The following is a 19095-nucleotide window of genomic DNA, read 5'->3' as shown; positions in this document are numbered from 1 at the left end:
GGGGGTGATTGATACGTTCATCGATCAAAGGCGCTCAGAATGCCAGACGCCAGGGCCCCGCGCACCGTTGGTTTCGCGCACCCGTTCCGCGAACGGCAGCGACAACACCATGGTGAGCCCGCCGCCGGGGGTGTCCTCCGGGGTGAGGGTGCCGTCCATCGCCTCGGCGAGGCCCCGGGACAGCGCGAGCCCGAGGCCGAGCCCGGTGGTGTTGTCGGTGTCGCCGAGGCGCTGGAACGGCTCGAAGACCCGGTCGCGGTCGGCCGCCGGGAGGCCGGGGCCGCGGTCGACGACGCGCAGTTCCACACGGCCCGCCAGCGCGCTCGCGGTGACCAGGACCTTGCCGCCGGAAGGGGTGTGGCGGGCGGCGTTGCCGACGAGATTGGCTATCACCCGCTCCAGGAGCGGCGGGTCGGCGAGGACGGCCGGGATCTCCTCCAGGCTGCCCGTCTCGACCGGGCAGTACACGGGCAGCGAGTCCAGAGCGGGCGGCAGGACCTCCTCCAGGGTGGTGTCGCGCAGTTCGAGCTTGAGGGCGCCCGCCTGCAGGCGGCTCATGTCGAGGAGGTTGTCGACGAGCCGGTTCAGCTTGGTCATGGACTCGTCGGCGGTGGCGAGCAGTTCCTCCCGGTCCTGTGCGGAGAAGTCCAGGTCGCGGCTGCGCAGCGAGCCGATCGCGGCGAGGGCGGCGGCCAGCGGGGTGCGCAGGTCGTGCCCGACGGCGCGCAGCAGCGCGGTACGCATCCGGTCGGCGGCCTTGACGGGCTCCACCTCGGCGGCGGCCTCGGCGAGCCGGGCCCGCTCGACGGCGGCGCCGACGTGCGCGGCGAACGCGGCGAGGACGCGGCGGTCGGCGGCGGGCAGGGGGCGGCCGCGCAGCACCAAGTAGGCGTCGGCGCCCGCGGGTACGGCGGTCACCTGGGCGTCGGCGGCCTCGGAGACGTCGGGCGGCTCCGCCACGAGTTCGGCGGCGTCCACGCCGAAGGCCTCCCGGGCGCGTTCGAGCAGGGCGGGAATGGGCTGCCCGCCCCGCACGATGGTGCCCGCTAGCGCCGACATCGTCTCGGCCTCGGCGGTGGCGCGCGCGGAGCGCCGCGAAAGACGCAGCGACCGGTCGACGACAGCGGCGACCGTGGCGGCGACGATCGCGAACACCACCAGGGCCAGCATGCTGTTCGGATCACCCAGCGTGAAGTGTCCGACGGGTGGCATGAACCAGTAGTTGAGCAGCAGCGACGCGGTCACCGACGCCACGACCGCGGACAGCACGCCGCCGATGCAGGCCACGCCCACCACGGCGAGCAGGAACAGCAAGGTCTCGCTGGTGAGGTTCAGGTGCTCGCGGGCCGTGTCCGGGTCGAGGAGGAAGGTGAGCGCGATCGGCAGGAGCAGCCCGGCGACCGGTCCGCCGACGCGGCGCGGGCCCGACAGCGTACGCCTGCGCGACGGCAGCAGGGTGCCCGCGCCCGCGCGTTCGTGCGTGACGGTGTGGACATCGATGTCGCCGGAGGACTCGACGACGGACTCGCCGGTGCCGCGGCCGGTGAGGAACCGTTCGACGCGGCCGCGGCGGCTGGAGCCGAGGACGAGCTGGGTGGCGTTCTCGGCGCGGGCGAACTCCACCAGGGCGGTCGCGATGTCGTCGCCGACGACCGAGTGGTAGCTGCCGCCCAGGTCCTCCACGAGCCGCCGCTGCCGGGTCAGGGACGCGTGCGAGGTGCCCGCGGCGAGGCCGTCGCTGCGCGCGATGTGCACGGCGAGCAGCTCGCCGCCGACGGAGCGGTCGGCGATGCGGGCGGCACGCCGGATCAGGGTGTCGCCCTCGGGGCCGCCGGTCAGGCCTACGACGACGCGCTCGCGGGTCTCCCACACGCCGCCGATGCCGTGCTCGGAGCGGTACGCCTGCAGGGCCTCGTCGACGCGGTCGGCGACCCACAGCAGGGCGAGCTGGCGCAGGGCCGTCAGATTGCCGGTGCGGAAGTAGTTGGCGAGGGCGGCGTCCACCTTCTCCGGGGCGTGGATGTTGCCGTGCGCCATGCGGCGGCGCAGCGACTCCGGGGCGACGTCGACGAGCTCGATCTGGTGGGCGCGGCGCACGACGTCGTCGGGGACGGTCTCGGCTTGCGGCACCTTGGTGATCTTCTCCACCACGTCCTTGAGGGACTCCATGTGCTGGATGTTGACCGTCGTGACGACGTCGATGCCCGCGGTGAGCAGCCGGTCGATGTCCTGCCAGCGCTTGGGGTTGCGGCCGTCGCCGGGAACGTTGGTGTGGGCGAGGTCGTCGACGAGCGCGACCTGCGGGGCGCGGGCGAGCAGCGCGTCCAGGTCGAGCTCGGTGAACGCGCCGCCGCGGCAGGAGACGCGGGCGCGCTCCACGACGTCGAGTCCCGCGGCCCGCGCCTCCCGCAGGAGGGATTCCGTGTGCGGACGCCGATGGCACTCGACGAGACCCACGACGACGTCGGCGCCGCGCGCGGCCCGTCGCCGTCCTTCGTCGAGCATGCGGCAGGTCTTGCCGACCCCCGGTGCCGCTCCGAGGTAGATCTTCAACTGTCCGGGTCGTACATCCGTCATCGCGCCGGTGTCAGAACCTCTCCGGGAAGAGCCGCGCGAGGACGAGATACCCGACCAGGCTGACGGCGATGACGAGTCCCACCACATTCTCAGCACTCACGGTCCTCAACTCCTTGGCGTGCTGGGTGACTTCCCCACCGAAGCCGCTCGCCGGACCAGCGGATACGCCCCTTGACACATCCTTGGCAGCTCTCACCAGGACGTTGACACCCCCTTGACATCCGGGAGCCGACAGGGCGCGGGAGCCGGTGGAGCCGGTGCGGTGTCGCACCGGCCCCGCGGGCTCCGCACGCCCTAGCGCAGCGACTCGATCGCGCGGGACATGCTCTCCGCGCCGTGCCCCTGCGACACCTGCCGCTCGAACAGGGCGTGCAGGGGGGCGAGCAGGTCGACGCCGACGCCCTGCTCCTTGGTCGCGGCGAGGATGTGGGCGAGGCCGACGGCGTTGATGTCCAGGTTGGAGGTCTCGGTCCGGTAGTCCCCGGCGTCGATCTCGGCGGCGAAGCCGGGCAGCGCGGCGATGGCCTCCGTGAGCCAGCGCACGAGCAGTTCGGTGACCTTCGCCGCCTCGATCCCGGCGGAGCCGCCGACGGCGACCGTCTGGAAGAACCCGGCGAACATCCCGTACATGCCGCTGAGCACCGCCACGTCGTACACCGGCGCGAGCCCCGCGTCGGTGCCGACGAACACCGCCGAGCCCAGTGTCTCCAGGAGCGTCCGGTACCGCGCGAACGCCTCGGCGTCGCCGCTGTACAGGACGAAGGCCTCCGGCGTGCCGACGGTCTGCGGGATCGCGTACACCGCGCCGTCCACGTACGCGGCGCCCTGCTTGCCGACCCACGCGCCGAGTTCGCGGGCGGGGTCGGGGGTGCCGGAGGTGAGGTTCACGACGACGCGGCCCGCGAGGGCGGCCGCGGTCGGCGTGAGCAGGTCGCGGACGGTCGTGTAGTCGAGTACGCAGACGACGATCAGGTCGCTCGCGGCGACGGCCTCGGCCGGGCTCGCCGCCAACGTGGCGCCCCGGGCGACCAGTTCGTCCGCCTTGTCCTGCGAGCGGTTCCAGACGGTGACCTGGTGGCCCTGGTCGAGGAAGGTGCGGGCGAGGACCTGCCCGAGGTTGCCGAGCCCGATGACGGTGATGGTGGTGGGCGCGGGGGTGGTGGTCTCGCCGGTGGTGCTGCCGGTGTCGCTCATGCTGTGCCTCCGTGGGACTGCGGCTGGGACTGCTTTCGGTGCTGCGGCCGGGGCGGTGTGCCCGGCCTGCGGTCATCACCCTGCGGGCGGGGCCTGTCCGTTCGCTGCCGCTTGCCTGCCGGTTCGCTGTCGCTGCCCTGTCGGCGCCGACGGCAGAGCGCTCACCTGCCGAGTTATCGTCTTCGGCATGCGATTCGGAGTGCTCGGTCCGCTGGCCGTGTGGACGACGGACGGCGCGGAGGTCACCGTCCCCGGCGCCAAGGTCCGTGCGCTCCTGGCCCACTTGCTGGTGCACCCGGGACACCCGGTGTCCGCGGACCGGCTGATCGACGGGTTGTGGGGCGAGGAGTTGCCCGACCATCCGTCCAACGCCCTGCAGGGCAAGGTGTCGCAGCTCCGCCGGGCCCTGGAACGGGCCGAGCCGGGCGGCCGGGCCCTGGTCGGGGCGGGGCCCGCGGGCTACACGCTGCGGGTGGCGGCGGACGCGGTCGACACGGGCAGGTTCGCGCTGCTGCTGGAGCGGGCCCGGGCGGCGGACGTGCCCGGCGAGCGGGTGCGGCTCCTGGACGAGGCGTTGGGGCTGTGGCGAGGCGGGGCGTTCGCCGACTTCACCGACGACGCGTTCGCGCGGGGCGCCACCGACCGCCTGGAGGAGGACCGCCTCACGGCCCGGGAGGACCAGGCCGAGGCCCGCCTGGAGTCCGGCGACCACGGCCCGCTGGCCGCCGACCTGGCCGACCTGGTGCGCCACCACCCCCTGCGCGAGCGCCTGCGGGCCGCACAGCTCCGGGCCCTGTACCGCGCGGGCCGCCAGTCGGAGGCCCTCGCCGCCTATGAGGACCTGCGCCACCGCCTCGCCGAGGACCTCGGCCTCACCCCCGGAGCCGAACTGGCGGCGCTGCACGGGGCGATACTGCGGCAGGACCCGAAGCTGGACGCTCCGCCGGCCGCCGGGACCACCTCGTCGGCACCGCCCGAGCCCGCGGCAATGGTGTCTCCGCCCGCCACGCCTCCGGCCTCCCCGCTTGCGCCCCCCATGCCGCCTGGGACCACACCCGCACGGCCGTCCGCGCGGACACCCGCACCCACGCCTCCGGCGACCGCGCCACCCGGGGCCATGCCCGCACCGCCGATCGCCGACGCACCCAAGCCCCCGCCTCCGGGGACTGCCACGTCCGCGACGAGACCCCGGATCACCACGGCATCGGCTGCCGCGGCACCGACCGCCGAGCCCGGCCCCGCCCGGCCGACCACCGCGACCTCCGCGCCCACCCCTTCCGGCACCACCCCGCCCGGCACCACGCCCGCCGAGCCCCCGAGCCGGACCGCCCCCGCGCCCCCGCTCACGACGGAGCCCACAGCCACACCCGCGGCCGTCGCGCTGCCCGCCGCCACGACACCCGCCCCGCTGCCCCCGGCCTTCGCGACACCCCCGGCAGCGCCCCCGTCCACCACACCCCCCGGGACCACCGCCCCCGCGTCCCACTCCCCCACCCCCGAAGCCCTCGCAGAGGCCACCACCCACCGCACCAACCTCCCGGCCCCTGTCGCCCCGCTCATCGGACGCGCCGACGCGGTCCTCGACGTGCGTCAACTCCTCGCCGCCACCCGGCTGGTGACCCTGACCGGCCCCGGCGGGGTGGGCAAGACCCGGCTGGCGTTCGCGGCGGCGCGTGGCGTGGCGGGGGAGTTTCCCGACGGGGTGTGGGTGGCCGAGCTCGCGGGGCTGGGGGACGGGGCGGGGATCGAGGGGGTGGCCGAGGCGGTGGCCCGGGTCATCGGGCTGCATGAGGAGCCGGGGGTGCCGGTGGCTGCGGTCGAGCGGCTCACGGGGGCGTTGCGCGGGCGGCGGCTGCTCCTCGTCCTCGACAATTGCGAGCATCTGGTGGACGCGGCGGCCGAGTTGGCCGACGCGCTGCTGCGCGATGCGCCCGGGCTGAGCGTCCTCACCACCAGTCAGGAGCCCCTCGACGTGAGCGGTGAGCGGGTCCTGGCGGTGCCGCCGCTCGACCTCGCGGGCGCCATGGAGCTGTTCCGGCAGCGGGCCGGGCTCGGGCCGGGGGCCGGCCTCGGCGCGGACGACGCGGAGGCCGTCGCCGAGTTGTGCGTGCGGCTCGACGGGCTCCCGCTGGCACTGGAACTCGCGGCCGCGCGGGTGCGCACGTTGGGCGTGCACGGGCTGCTGTCCCGCATCGACGACCGGTTCGCGCTGCTCGGCCGGGGTTTTCGCGGGGCGCCCGCCCGGCAGCGTACGCTCCGCGCGGTCATCGACTGGAGCTGGTCGCTGCTGTCGCCGCCGGAGCGCACGGTGCTGCGCCGCCTCGCCGTGCACGAGGGCTGCACGCTCGACGCCGCCCGGGCCGTGAGCACGGGCGGCGCCGTACGCGGGCCCGATGTGCTCGACCTCCTCTCCCGCCTGGTGGACCGCTCGCTGGTGGTGGCCTCCGATCGGCGGGACGGGCCGCGGTACTGCGTTCTTGAGTCCGTCAGGGAGTACGGCGTCGAGCAGCTGCGGGAGGCGGGCGAGTCCGGGGACGTGCGTGAGCGGCACAGCGTCCACTACGCCGAACTCGCTGTCACGGCGGGCCGGTCGCTGCACGGTCCCGAGCAGCGCCGGTGGCTGGATCGCCTCGACGAGGAAAGCGCCAATCTGCGCCGCGCGCTGGACACGGCGGTCGGACTCGGCGCGGTGGAGCGCGCGTTGGGCATGGTCAACGCGCTGGCCTGGTACTGGGTGCTGCGGGGGCGGATCACCGAGGCGCGGAGGTCACTGGACGCGGTGCTGGCGTTGGTGCCGGATACGGGAACGCAGGCGACGTCGGCCCCCACCTCCAGGTCGGCACCGAACGCCGAGCACGCCCCCGAAGCCGCCGAGCCCACCGAGATCGCCGCCGCCCGCGCCCTCGCCCTCGCCTGGCGCACCGGCATCTCCCTGCGGGAAGGCGGCCATGACGCGGCCGTGGACGCGTACGCGGACATCTGCACGGGCACGGACGCCGGGCCGACCCCCACCGGCGAGGCCACGGGCGACAGCGAGGCCACCGGCGACAGCGAGGGCACGACCAGCACCCCGGAACCACCCGCCGAACCCACGCGCCTCCTCCGCGCGACCCTCGCCGCCTACCAACACCTTGACGACCCCTCAGGCCGCGCCACCGCCCTGTGGGTCCTCGGCTCCGCGCAGTTGGGCGCGGGCGCCGTGCGCACCGGGGAGCGGCTGGTGAACGAGGCGCTCGACTTGTTCGCCGCCCTCGGTGACGCCTGGGGCACCGCCGCCGCGCTGAGCGTGCGGGCCCGGCACGCGCTCGCGCACGGCGACCTCGCCGCCGTACGCCGTGACAGCGAGCGCAGCGCCCGGTTGTTCCGGGAACTGGGCGACGACTGGGGGCAGTTGCAGACCGTCTTCCCGCTGGCGACACTCAGCGAGATCGCGGGCGACTACGCCGAGGCGGCGCGGCTGCACCGCGAGGGACTGGCCATCGCGGAGCGGCTTCGGCTGTGGGCGGAGGCGTCCAAGCGGCTGTCCGGAGTTGGCCGGATCGCGCTGCTCACGGGCGACTTCGCCGAGGCCCGCGCCGCGCACGAGCGCGCGCTGCGGCTCGCGCGCGACCACAGCTTCCGCTCCGGCGAGCTGGACGCGCGCATCGGCCTCGGACTCGGGGCGCGCAGGGAGGGCGACCTGGCGGGCGCGGAGGGGTACATGCGGGACCTGCTCGCCTGGTTCCGCCGGGCCGACTACGGGCCGGGCGTCACGCTCGCGCTCGCCGAGCTGGGCTTCGTGGCGGAGCTGCGCGGCGACGCGGACCGGGCGCATGCGTTGCACGCCGAGGGCTTCGACGTCGCCGTCGGCCTCGGCGACGCGCGGGCGCTCGCCCTGGCCCTGGAGGGCCTCGCGGGGGCAGCGGGCGCCGCCGGGGAGCACCGCACCGCCGTGACGCTGCTCGGCGCGGCGGCCGCCGCCCGCGCCTCCGCGGGCGCCCCGCTCCCAGCGGCCGAGCGCGGCGACGTGGACCGGGTGTCGGCGGGCGCCAGGGACCGGCTGGGCGAGGGCGCGTACACCGCCGCGTTCGACGAGGGCGAGCGCATGGCCCCTGAGCAGGCCCGACGCCTCTCAGCCCGGACGCCCGAGCGGGCCGAGAAGCCGCTCCCGCCCCACTGACCCCACCCGTGCCACCCGCCTCATAACTCCTCCGCACCCACCCGGTCAAGCACCGGTTTCCGGTCGAACGCCGCGCCGAAGAAAATTACCAACCGCTCATTCTCCCAGGTCAGCGTGTTGTTCTTGGTTATACCACCTGGCAGAGTCCACATTCTGGACGGTCGTCACACCGTGCGTTCGACCGCCCTGAGCTGCCCGAACGGTCATTCGGCCCGCACTCGACGATCGCAGTCATCCGGAAATCGACCATCCGCTTGCCGCTTACTCAGCGCACTTGCAAGACTCCCGACCGCAACCAAGAACGGCACACGCAATCTCCACGTAACACCTGGTTTCACGCACAGGAAACACAACTCTCGTACTTCCCACTCGCATTGAAGGAGCGTCAAAGTGCGTCACCTCCTGAAGACCGTGAGCGCGGCCGCCGCCGTAGCCGCAGGCGTCCTGACCGTCTCGGCGGTCTCGACGGGCGCGGCCGGTGCTGCGACCCCGGCGCCGACGGGCCTGTACGCGCCGTCGGACCTCGTGCTCACCGTCGGCCAGGGCGACGACGCCGCCACGGCCACGGTGCAGCGGGCGGTCACCCTCAGCTGCGCGCCGAAGGCCGTCGGCACCCACCCGGCGCCGCGCGCGGCGTGCGGCGAACTCTTCGCCGTCGAGGCGCAGTTCGAGAAGCTCGTCGACCAGGCTCCGAAGGTCGCGTGCACCAAGGAGTGGAACCCGGTCGTGGTCTCCGCGGCCGGTGTCTGGCAGGGCAAGCACGTGTCGTGGACGACCACCTTCGGCAACCCGTGCTCGATGAAGGCGGCTCTCACCGACGGCGCCCTGCTCAACTTCTGAGGACCCGCCCCGTCAATGCACCCCTGACGGAACGCCCGTTCCAGCGCGACCGCTGACGGACCGTCCGTCCACCCCAAGACACCTCGGCAACCTTTCGTGGGGGGAGGAAGCCGAGGCACGCGGCCCCCGATGTCCCGAGCATCGGGGGCCGCACAATTCCCCGCGCGCGGAACCCACGGCCTCCCGCCCGGGTCGTTCCGGCGGAACCTGCCGGATCCTGTCCGGGAACCGGCTCCCGTCCGGCCCGAGGAGGCCCCGCCGTGCCCACCCCCGACACGCCCCCGCGCCCCGCGCCCGCGACCACCCCGAGGCCCGCTCCCGGCGATCCCGCCGTATACGTCGGCCTACCGGGGGGCATCGGCGTCTCACGGCTCCACGTGTACGACTGGTCGGCTGCCGACGGCCTCCGCGGCGGCACGCCCCACCTCCACCTCACCTGCACGGAGGGCTACGCGGTCGTCAGCGGCCGGGGCGCCGTGCAGACCCTGACCCCCGCCGGCTTCCGGCAGACCCCGCTGGCGCCGGGCGCGCTCGTGTGGTTCACGCCCGGGACGATCCACCGGCTCGTCAACGAGGGCGGCTTGACCCTGCACGTCCTCATGCAGAACAGCGGCCTGCCCGAGGCGGGCGACGCCGTACTCACCCTGCCGCCGCACCTGCTCGCCGACCCCGCGACGTATCGCGCCGCCACCGCCCTGCCGCCGCGCGCGCTCGACGGGGGCGCGGCGGGCGACGCGGCCGTGGAGCGGGCGGCACGGCACCGCCGTGACCTCGCCGTCGAAGGGTTCACCGCGCTGCGCGAGGCCACGGAGGCGGGCGACCCCGAGCCCCTCGCCGCCTTCCACCGGGCCGCCGCCGCGCTGGTCGAGCCCCTGACCGGCGCGTGGCGCGAGCGCTGGCGCACGGGTGCCGCCGCGGCGACCGCCGCCACCGGCGCACAGCTCGACGCGCTGGAGAAGGGCGACGCGGCCCACCTCGCGAAGGCCGGGGTGCGCGCCGAACTCCCCGCCGAGCGCGGGCGGTTCGGGATGTGCGGACGACTCGACGTGTACGAGAGCGGTGCCGCCTGAGCCGGGCGCGGGGAGGGTTCGCGGCCGGAGGGCGGTGGTCCGGCAAGATCCGCGCGATCCCGGTGATCCGTGCCGGCGGCGGCACGCGTTACCTTGCCGTCGGCTCCGTACACACGGAGAAGCGCGACAGCGAGGGGCAGTGGATGAGCGGCTCGGGGAAGCCAGGGCACGTGGAGTGCCCGACGTACGCACACGCACAGAACGCGGGGAGCCGCGCATGAGCCGGGCCGGGCACACCGTCGGGGCCGAGCCCCTCGCCACCGCGCGCCTCACCCTGGAGCCGCTGCGCGTCGCGCACGCCGAGGAGATGGCGGCCGTGCTCGCCGACCCGGCGCTGCACGCGTTCATCGGGGGCGCCCCGGACGATCTCGCGACGCTGCGGGCCCGCTACGCCCGTATGGTCGCCGGATCGCCGGACCCGCGTGTCTCCTGGTGCAATTGGGTCGTCAGGGTGACCGCCGACGGCCGTCCGGCGGGCACCGTGCAGGCGACCGTGGGGCCCGACCACGCCTCTGCCGACACAGCGTCCGGCGGCCCCGCGTCCGGCGGCCTCGCGGCCGAGATCGCCTGGGTGGTGGGCACTCCCTGGCAGGGCCGAGGCATCGCGTCGGAGGCGGCGCGGGCCCTCGTGGCCTGGCTGCGCGGCCGGCCGGAGGTGGCGTGCGTCCTCGCGCACATCCACCCCGACCACGCGGCGTCGGCGGCCGTGGCCCGCGCCGCCGGGCTCGCCCCCACCGAGGAGTGGCACGACGGCGAGGTCAAGTGGCTGCTCACGTTTGACCGTTGAGGCAGGGCCCGGTCCGCTCACCCCGGGCCGGGCCCGTGCTCAGTACGGCCGGTCCCCCGCGATCGCGACGCGCTCCGCGACCCTGCGGTGCGGCGCGTAGTCGTCGACGGCGTAGTGCTGCGTCGCCCGGTTGTCCCAGAACGCGATGTCGCCCGCCTGCCAGTGCCAGCGCACCTGGTACTCCGGCACATGCGCCTGGCGGATCAGATAGCCGAGCAGGCGGTCGCTCTCGGCGCGGTCCATGCCGACGATGTGCGTGGTGAAGGACGTGTTGACGAACAGCATCCGGCGGCCGGTCTCCGGGTGCGTACGGACGACGGGGTGCGTGACGGGCGGGAACTCGTCCTGGAGCGGGGCGAGTTGCTCGGGGCCGTAGAAGCGGGCGAAGCCCGGGATGAAGTCGTGCACGGCCACGGCGTCGTCGACGCGCGCCTTGACGTCGTACGGGAGGTTGTCGTACGCGGCGGCCATGTCCGCCCACAGCGTGTCGCCGCCGACCGGCGGGACCTCGCGCAACTGCAACACGGCGCCGAGCGCGGGCCGTTCGCGGAAGGTGACGTCGGCGTGCCACACGTTCTCGAAGGTGGGCGTCGCGGTGCCGCCCTTCTCGAAGCGCACGATGTCCTCGGCGGCGCCGCGGGCGAGGAGCGGGTTGGTCTCCAGGTCGCCCCATCCGCGGGCGAAGGAACGCTGCTGGTCGGAGGTGAGGTGCGCGCCGCGGAAGAACAGCACCTTCCACTCCAGGAGCGCGCGGTGCAGTTCGGCCCGGAGCGCCGGGGCGAGCGGCCCGGTGAGGTCGGCGCCCCGGATCTCGGCGCCGATGACGCGGCCCCGGGGCACCACGTCAAGGTGCTCGTAGGGGCGCTCCGACCAGCCGTCGGGGAGGCGGCGCAGGGTGCGGCGGCCCTCGTACATGCCGTCGGCGGGGACGCGGGCCTCGCGGAGTGCGGCGGGGGCGTCGTGGGGCGGGTTCGGGGCGTCGTGGGCAGAGACCTCAGAGAACTCGGAGACCTCGGAGAACTCAGAGGACGCGGACGTGGGCAGAGACGTCATGGTGATGATCCTCGCGTCGGGCGAAGGGCCTGGACCGGGCCGGACACAGGCCGGGCGAACGGAGCTTCGGCGCGCGGCACGACACGTACACGGAGAGGTACGGTCACATGGGCGCGGCGCCGCGGGGTCGCGGTGGTCGCGTCAACAGCCCGATCGCTCGCACCCGCGCCGCCACGGGACGTTGAAACGCCCGAGGCCGGTGGTCAGGTGCTGGATCATGTCGGCCATTCTGGGTGGCGGTTCCGCGTACGTCAACAGGTCCTGACAAGGGCTGCCGGACTCCCCCTCGGCGCGGGAAAACGCCGCCGACCTGCGCGGAAGAACCGGGCACTCCGGCGAGTTGTACGGGCGGGGCACCCGCGCCAGGCCGACCCGGCCGACACCGCGACGCCCGGATGACGGATGATCGACCCATCCGTACCAGGCAACTGTGCAACGCAGAGAGGACCACCCCATGGATGACCGCTTCGACGTCGTCGTGCTCGGAGCAGGACCCGGCGGATATGTCGCCGCCATCCGCGCCGCCCAGCTGGGCAAGCGGGTAGCGGTCGTCGAGGAGAAGTACTGGGGCGGGGTCTGCCTCAACGTCGGCTGCATCCCGACGAAGGCGCTGCTGCGCAACGCCGAGCTGGCGCATCTGTTCACGCACGAGGCGAAGACGTACGGCATCAAGGTCGACGGCGAGGTGTCCTTCGACTACGGCGAGGCGTTCCGGCGCAGCCGCACCGTCGCGGACGGCCGCGTCAAGGGCGTCCACTTCCTGATGAAGAAGAACAAGATCACGGAGTTCGACGGCCGGGGCACCTTCCTGGACGCCAACACCCTGCAGGTGGCGAAGTCGGACGGCACGACCACCACGATCGGCTTCGACAACTGCATCATCGCCACCGGCGCGACCCCGAAGCTGCTGCCCGGCACCCGCCGCAGCGAGCGCGTGGTCACGTACGAGGAGCAGATCCTCGCCGACGAGCTGCCGCGCTCCGTGGTGATCGCGGGCGCGGGCGCGATCGGGATCGAGTTCGCCTACGTCCTGCACAACTACGGCGTGAAGGTCACGATCGTCGAGTTCCTGGACCGGATGGCGCCGCTCGAGGACGTGGACGTGTCCAAGGAGCTGGCCAAGCAGTACCGCAAGCTCGGCATCGACGTGCTGACGTCGACCCGGGTGGAGAGCATCGACGAGTCGGGCGAGCAGGTCCGCGTCACCGTCACCGCCAAGGACGGCAAGCAGCAGGTCCTGGAGGCCGACAAGGTCCTGCAGGCCATCGGCTTCGCCCCGAACGTCACCGGCTACGGCCTGGAGGCGACCGGCGTGACGGTCACCGAGCGCGGCGCCATCGACGTCGACGGCCGCTGCCGCACCTCCGTGCCGCACATCTACGCCATCGGCGACGTGACCGCGAAGCTGATGCTCGCGCACACCGCCGAGTCCATGGGCGTCATCGCTGCCGAGACCCTCGCGGACGCCGAGACCATGGAGCTCGACTACCCGATGATCCCGCGCGCCACCTACTCGCAGCCGCAGATCGCGAGCTTCGGCTGGACGGAGGCGCAGGCCCGGGAGAAGGGCTTCGACGTCCAGGTCGCCAAGTTCCCGTTCCAGGCGAACGGCAAGGCGCACGGCCTCGGCGACACCGTCGGCTTCGTGAAGATCATCAGCGATGGCACGCACGGCGAGATCATCGGCGCCCACCTGATCGGCCCCGACGTCACCGAGCTCCTGCCCGAGCTGACCCTGGCCCAGCAGTGGGACCTCACGGTGCACGAGGTGGCCCGCAACGTGCACGCCCACCCGACGCTGGGCGAGGCCGTCAAGGAGGCCGTGCACGGCCTGGCCGGACACATGATCAACTTCTGACGGGAGCAGCCCGCCGCCTGTCCGCACGACGGCCCCGCCACCCCCCTGTACGCGGGTGGCGGGGCCGTCGCACGCGCAGGGCGCCTCTCCTCCCGAGCGCCCGGGCCCCGGGCTTCCCGCGTGCCTCCCGCAGGCCTCCCGCAGGCCTCCAAGTGGCGGAGTCGGGCTCTCCGGAAGATCCTGAGCAGGATGTGCCGTGCCTCGGGGGCCGAGGAGAGGCAGCTGCCGATGTTCGCTGGCCTGGGCCGATTCGTGGTCCGCCGCCCGTGGTGGATCATTCTCGCGTGGGTGATCGCCGCGGGAGCCGTGATCTCGCTGGCACCGAAGCTCACGTCCAGCTCGGACGAGGCGAGCTTCCTGCCCGACCACTACGAATCCATCCGCGCTTCGGACCTGCAGGAACGTGATTTCCCGCAGCAGCAGAACGTCGGCGCGATCATCGTCTTCCAGCGCTCCGACGGCGCGAGGATCACCGCCGCGGACTCCGCGGACGTCACCCGCGTCACCAAGGACCTGGCGGCGAAGAAGGTCAAGGAAGTCCAGGCGATCGACCCCGGCGAGGTCTCGCCGAACAAGCTCGTGCAGACCGCCGTCGTCGCCATGCCGAAGATCACCAACCCCGAGGACACCGACCAGCAGGACGCCGTCGAGCAGCTCCGCAAGGACCTCAAGCCGGAGCTGAAGGGCACCGACCTGAAGGCCGGCATCACCGGCTCCGCCGCGCAGGCCCTGGACGAGAGCGACGCCTCCGAGCGGGCCGGGATCCTCGTCGGCGTCGGCACCATCGTGATCATCATCGTGCTGCTGCTGGTGATCTTCCGCAGCCCGATCATCGCGCTGCTGCCCGTCGTCCTCATCGGCCTGATCTCGCCGATGGCGACGGGCCTGATCGCCTCGGCCAACAAGGCCTTCGACATGAAGGCCGACTCCTCCATCCAGGAGCTCCTCACCGTCGTCCTGTTCGGCGTCGGCACGGACTACATCCTGTTCCTGCTGTTCCGCTACCGGGAGGCGCTGCGCGCGGGCGAGGATCCCAAGGGCGCCATGGTGCACGCCGTGGAGCGCGTCGGCGAGGCCATCACCTCGGCGGCGGGCGCCGTCATCGTCGCCTTCGCCGCGCTGACGCTGTCCTCGCTCGGCATGCTGCGCTCGATGGGCCCGGCCCTCGCGATCGCCGTGTTCCTGACGCTGCTCGCGGGCCTCACCCTCGTCCCGGCCGTGGTGTCGCTGCTCGGTACGAAGGTCTTCTGGCCGTCGAAGTCCTGGCAGCGCGAGCCGCACGGCACGGGCTTCGCCAAGCTCGGCGCGTCGATCGCCCGCAAGCCCGCCGTGTGGACGGTCGTCTCGGGGCTCTTCATGGCCGCGCTGGCGCTCGGCGCGCTCGGCTACAAGGCGAACTTCGACCTCGCGGGCTCCTCACTGCCCAAGGACAAGGAGTCCATCGTCTGGCAGGACAACCTCGAGAAGGGCTTCCCCGCGGGCAGCACCGACCCGACCTTCGTGTATCTGACGTCGTCGGGCGACCGGCCGCTCGCGGCGGACCAACCCGCCGCGTTCCAGAAGAAGTTGGAGTCGGTCAAGGGCGTGGGCGAGGTGGCGGCGCCGCGCGTCGGCAAGGACCGTACGACGGCCGCGTACTCGGTCGTCCTCTCCGATCCGCCCGCCTCCGAGAAGGCCCTCGCGACGGTCAAGGACCGGCTGCGGCCCGCGGCCCACGACGACGCGCCCGCGGGCACGGAGGCGCTCGTGGGCGGCACGACGGCCGTGTACGTCGACATCAACAAGGCCGTGGACCGCGACTATTCGGTGGTCTTCCCGGTGGCCGCCGTCGCCATCATGGTGATCCTCGGCCTGCTGCTGCGCAGCCTGGTGGCGCCCTGGTACCTGATGCTGTCGGTGGCGCTCGGCTTCGGCGCGACGCTCGGCGCGACCTCGATCCTGTTCCAGCAGATCGGCAGCCAGCCGGGCCTGATGTTCATGCTGCCCGTGATCATGTACTTGTTCGTGGTCGCGCTGGGCACGGACTACAACATCCTGATGGTCTCGCGGCTGCGCGAGGAGGCCCGCGAGGGCCGCGACCCGCACGACGCGGCGGGCACCGCGGTGCGCCACTCGGGGCCGACGATCGGCTCGGCGGGCGTGATCCTCGCGGGGACGTTCGCGACGCTGATGCTCGCGGGCAACTCCACCCTGTCCCAGATGGGTTTCTCCCTCTCCTTCGGCATCCTCATCGCCGCGTTCGTCATGGCGATGGTGTTCACGCCCGCGCTGACGGCCCTCATCGGCCATGCCGCGTGGTGGCCGGGGCACGGCGACGAGAAGCGGAACGGCGGGGGTACGGGCGGGAGTGCCGGCAGCGGTGCCGGGGAGCCCGCCGACGGAGGGCCGGGAGCGGGCGCGGGTCCGCCGCGCTGAGCGGGGCACGGCGGCGCCGGTCAGCGAACGGTCACAGGCGGCGCCGTCGCGGCGGGCGGTGGGCGCGGGCGGCTCAGGGCGCGGCCCGTTCGCCCTCCGCCCGTCCGGCCCGCGCCCGCCCGATCCCCGTCAGCGTCCCGCTCAGCGCGATGCCCGCCGCGCACAGGCCGACCACCAGACACACCGTCCGCACGCCCCACACTCCGGCGGCCAGGGTCACGACGGCGGCGCCGATCGGGCCGAGGGCGTTGTGGATCGTCCAGAACGCCGAGGTGACGCGCCCCAGGAGATGGCCGGGCGTCACCTCCTGGCGCAGCGACATGGAGTTGATGCCGCCGACGCCGGTGCAGAAGAGCATGCCCGCCGCGATGAACGCCACCACCGGCACGCTGCCCGACAGGCCGAGGCAGGCCACGGCGACCCCGCCGAGCGCGTGCGCGCCGATCCAGCTCGCCCCGAAGCCGAGCCGTCCGCGCAGCCGGGCGACCACGAACGTCGCGGCGAGCGTGCCGAGCGTCCCGGCGGTCAGGACATAGCCGACGGTGCCGTCCCCGTGGCCGAGGTCCTCCTTCACTCGGTAGACGATGACGTCGGTCATGCCGGCGGTGAGGAAGATGAGCAGCGTGAGCAGGACGGTCAGGGGCCGCAGCACGGGGTGCTGCCACAGGAACCTCGCTCCGGCGAGGAACTCCTGGAGCACACCGCCCTGTTCGGCTTCCGCCGGGGCCGACGCGACTGCCGCGGCTGCCGCGTCTTCGTTCTGTGCGGGCTCCGTGTCCGGAGGCGGTGCGGTGGGCCGGATCCGCACGAAGAGGATGCCCACCGCCGACACCGCGAAGGTCGCCGCGTCGATGCCGATGGCCGCCGCGGGCCCGAAGGCGGCAGCGATCAGGCCCGCGAGCATCGGCCCGCCCGCGCCCGCGACGGCATACGTGCCGTACAGATGGCTGTTGGCCTTGAGGATCTGCCCGGGCCCGACGATGCCGGGCACCACGGTCACGTACGTCACCTGGAAGAGCATCGCGAAGACACCGGCGACGGGCACGACCGCGTACACGAGCCAGATCGGCGTCGCGAACAGCCACACCAGCGGGATGAGTCCGAAGAGGAGGCACCGCGCGACGTCGGTGACGACGATCAGGCGGCGCCGGTCCACGCGGTCGGCGACGACCCCGGCGAACAGGCCCGAGACGATCGTGGCGACGCCGGTCAGGCCCGTGACGAGACCCATCTGCGCGAGGGAGCCGGTCTCGTGCAGGACGAGCAGCGGGATCGCCACGTGCGAGAAGGAGTCACCGAGTGCGGAGAGACCCTGAAGGGCCAGGAACAGCCGGTAGTTGGGGTCGGCCCACAGCGACTCCCCCGGTGCGGCACCCGCCGCCGTCCGCGTACGCCGCGACGTGTCGCGCCGGGCCATGCCTGTCCCCCGTCCCCGTGACTGCCTACCGAACCGCCTTGCCCCCTAAGGAACTTCGCGGTCGTCACCGAAGTCCGCCGCGAGCTCCTGCGCCTCAGCGTACGTCGGCAGCCCCTCCGGTCCCACAGCGCCGCGGGTGAACGCCTGCGCCACCTCGACGGCGTGCCGCACCGCCGCCCGGAACAGCAGCGACCCGCTGCTGACGCGGCGCACGCCGAGAGCGGCGAGGCGCTCGGGCGTGCGGCCGCCGGGCGCGTAGAGGATGTTCAGGGGTACGTCGAGGGCGGCGACGAGTCCGGCGATCGCGGCCTCGTCCTGCACCCCGGGCACGAACACGCCGTCCGCACCGGCGAGTTGGTACGCGGCGGCGCGCTCGCGGGCCTCCTTCTCCCCTCCGGCGTTCAGCCAGTACGCGTCCGTGCGCGCGTTGAGGAACAGCGCGGGAACGGCCTCCTTCACGGCGCGGATCAGCTCGCACTGCGGGCCGACGGCGGTGAGAGTGCCGTCCGGCCTGCCGTCTTCGAGGTTCACGCCGACCACGCCCGCGGCGGCGAGTTCGCGGGCCAGCTCGGCGACGTCGGCGGGCCGTTCGCTGAAGCCGCCCTCGATGTCGACGGTGATGAGCGCGGGCAGGCGGGCGAGGCCGAGGGCGAGGCTCAGCGTCTCCGCCCGCGCGGCGCCGGTGGCGTCCGGCTTGCCCGCGGCGGCGGCGACGCCGAGGCTCGTCGTGCCGATGGCGGGGAATCCGGCGCGGGCGAGCGCGGCGGCGGACGCGTGGTCCCAGGCGTTGGGCAGGAGCAGCGGGTCACCGGTGCGGTGCAGGGCGCGGAAGGCCTCGAATCGGTCGCTCCGGTCGGGCGTCCGTTCGGTTCTGGGCTCGGTCATGGGCGCACTGTGCCAGAAGCCCCGACCGGCGCCGCCCGGACCCGGTCCCTACCCCTCCGCCCCCGCCCCCGCCCTGATCGGACCCCAACAGGAACCTGACAGGTTCCTCATAACTTCACGCCAGCCTGTGCGACAGGCCCGGCGCCGCCTGACCGACGGCGCCGGGCCCTCCCGAGTCAGAGCTGGAATGGAGCCCCTATGTCCCACCGTGCCCGTCGTCCCCAGCGCAGCACGTCCCTGCGTGCCACCGTAGTCGCCAGTGTCGTGGCGGGCGGGGTGCTCGCCGCTCCGGCTGCCACGGCCTTCGCGAGCGACGCGCCCCCCAAGCCGAAGCCGACCGCCAGCAAGCCCGACGTGGTGGAGAAGAAGCGGGCCGCCGAGGAGGCCGCCAGGGACGCCAAGCAGAAGGCCCCGTCGGTGACGCCGCCGCGTGGCGGCGTCGCCGCCGGTGACAAGCCCGCCGCGCCCGAGGCGGCCCCCAAGCCGAAGGTCGTCGGCGACGAGGCGCGGAAGCGGGCCGCGCAGGCGCCCGAGGGCGGGGTCGCGGCGGGCGAGCGGCCGGAGTCCGGCAGCGACGGCACGGCCACCCTGATCGGTTCGGCGGCGGGCATCGCGCTGCTCGCGGGCGCGAGCACGCTGGTCCTGCGCCGCCGCGCCACCGCGCGCCAGCAGGCCTGACACACCCCGCGCCGGACCGGCCCGACGCGCTCCCGGCCCCGCCCGGCAGCCGGCCCGGCCACCCCGAGGCACGCCGTCGGGCCGGTCACCTCGACGCATCCCGTCGGGCCCGAGCCCGGCACCCCCCTTCGGCCCGACCCCCAACACGGCGGTGCCGCCCCG

General features: G+C 73.8%; 13 protein-coding genes. 7 read left to right on the top strand and 6 right to left on the bottom strand.

Features of this window, described 5'->3' with window-relative positions:
• Positions 1-24: 24 nt before the first annotated feature.
• From IE274_RS07860 to IE274_RS07850, 3 genes are all read right to left on the bottom strand, one after another.
• Positions 25-2577 carry a sensor histidine kinase gene (locus IE274_RS07860; RefSeq protein ID WP_190114890.1) on the bottom strand — a complete coding sequence of 851 codons (2553 nt, stop codon included), beginning with the start codon at positions 2575-2577 and terminating at the stop codon, positions 25-27.
• A gap of 10 nt (positions 2578-2587) precedes the next feature.
• Positions 2588-2677, bottom strand: coding sequence for a K(+)-transporting ATPase subunit F (kdpF, locus tag IE274_RS07855; protein ID WP_033263837.1), 90 nt, complete (start codon positions 2675-2677; stop codon positions 2588-2590).
• A gap of 194 nt (positions 2678-2871) precedes the next feature.
• Entirely contained in the window at positions 2872-3771 is a 900-nt protein-coding gene (locus IE274_RS07850) for an NAD(P)-dependent oxidoreductase (protein WP_190114889.1), read from the bottom strand.
• Positions 3772-3958: 187 nt separating this feature from the next.
• Here IE274_RS07850 and IE274_RS07845 point away from each other — a divergent pair, with 187 nt between their 5' ends.
• From IE274_RS07845 to IE274_RS07830, 4 genes are all read left to right on the top strand, one after another.
• Positions 3959-7930 (top strand): AfsR/SARP family transcriptional regulator, encoded by a 3972-nt coding sequence (locus IE274_RS07845; RefSeq protein ID WP_190114888.1) that lies wholly within the window; start codon positions 3959-3961, stop codon positions 7928-7930.
• 390 nt (positions 7931-8320) lie between these two features.
• A complete protein-coding gene (locus tag IE274_RS07840; RefSeq protein ID WP_190114887.1) occupies positions 8321-8770 on the top strand; it encodes a subtilase-type protease inhibitor in 450 nt (149 codons plus the stop codon).
• Between the two features lie 356 nt (positions 8771-9126).
• Positions 9127-9840: a cupin domain-containing protein gene (locus IE274_RS07835; RefSeq protein WP_229909424.1), complete on the top strand. Its 714-nt coding sequence runs from the start codon at positions 9127-9129 to the stop codon at positions 9838-9840.
• A 217-nt stretch (positions 9841-10057) separates the two neighbouring features.
• On the top strand, positions 10058-10627 hold the full coding sequence (locus IE274_RS07830) for a GNAT family N-acetyltransferase (RefSeq protein ID WP_190114885.1): 570 nt from the start codon (positions 10058-10060) through the stop codon (positions 10625-10627).
• A gap of 39 nt (positions 10628-10666) precedes the next feature.
• Here IE274_RS07830 and IE274_RS07825 read toward each other — a convergent pair whose 3' ends face one another.
• Positions 10667-11542, bottom strand: a complete 876-nt coding sequence (locus IE274_RS07825) for a TauD/TfdA dioxygenase family protein (RefSeq protein WP_190115334.1) — start codon at positions 11540-11542, stop codon at positions 10667-10669.
• 592 nt (positions 11543-12134) lie between these two features.
• Here IE274_RS07825 and lpdA point away from each other — a divergent pair.
• Positions 12135-13538: a dihydrolipoyl dehydrogenase gene (gene lpdA, locus IE274_RS07820; RefSeq protein WP_190114884.1), complete on the top strand. Its 1404-nt coding sequence runs from the start codon at positions 12135-12137 to the stop codon at positions 13536-13538.
• Positions 13539-13766: 228 nt separating this feature from the next.
• Positions 13767-15953: an MMPL family transporter gene (locus IE274_RS07815; protein WP_229909355.1), complete on the top strand. Its 2187-nt coding sequence runs from the start codon at positions 13767-13769 to the stop codon at positions 15951-15953.
• Between the two features lie 73 nt (positions 15954-16026).
• On the opposite strand, the gene IE274_RS07810 is transcribed toward IE274_RS07815, so the two are convergent.
• Entirely contained in the window at positions 16027-17370 is a 1344-nt protein-coding gene (locus IE274_RS07810) for an MFS transporter (RefSeq protein ID WP_190114883.1), read from the bottom strand.
• Positions 17371-17415: 45 nt separating this feature from the next.
• Complete coding sequence (locus tag IE274_RS07805; RefSeq protein WP_190114882.1) at positions 17416-18255, bottom strand: isocitrate lyase/PEP mutase family protein; 840 nt, start codon at positions 18253-18255, stop codon at positions 17416-17418.
• A 198-nt stretch (positions 18256-18453) separates the two neighbouring features.
• On the opposite strand from IE274_RS07805, the gene IE274_RS07800 reads away from it, so the two are divergent.
• On the top strand, positions 18454-18933 hold the full coding sequence (locus IE274_RS07800) for a hypothetical protein (protein WP_190114881.1): 480 nt from the start codon (positions 18454-18456) through the stop codon (positions 18931-18933).
• Positions 18934-19095 lie beyond the last annotated feature (162 nt).

Origin of the sequence: Streptomyces flavofungini, from assembly GCF_014650815.1 — a bacterium.
In the GTDB taxonomy this organism is placed as follows: Bacteria; Actinomycetota; Actinomycetes; order Streptomycetales; family Streptomycetaceae; genus Streptomyces; species Streptomyces flavofungini.
The sequence above is the reverse complement of the archived record's forward strand: the minus strand, read 5'-3'. Positions and strand labels throughout refer to the sequence as shown.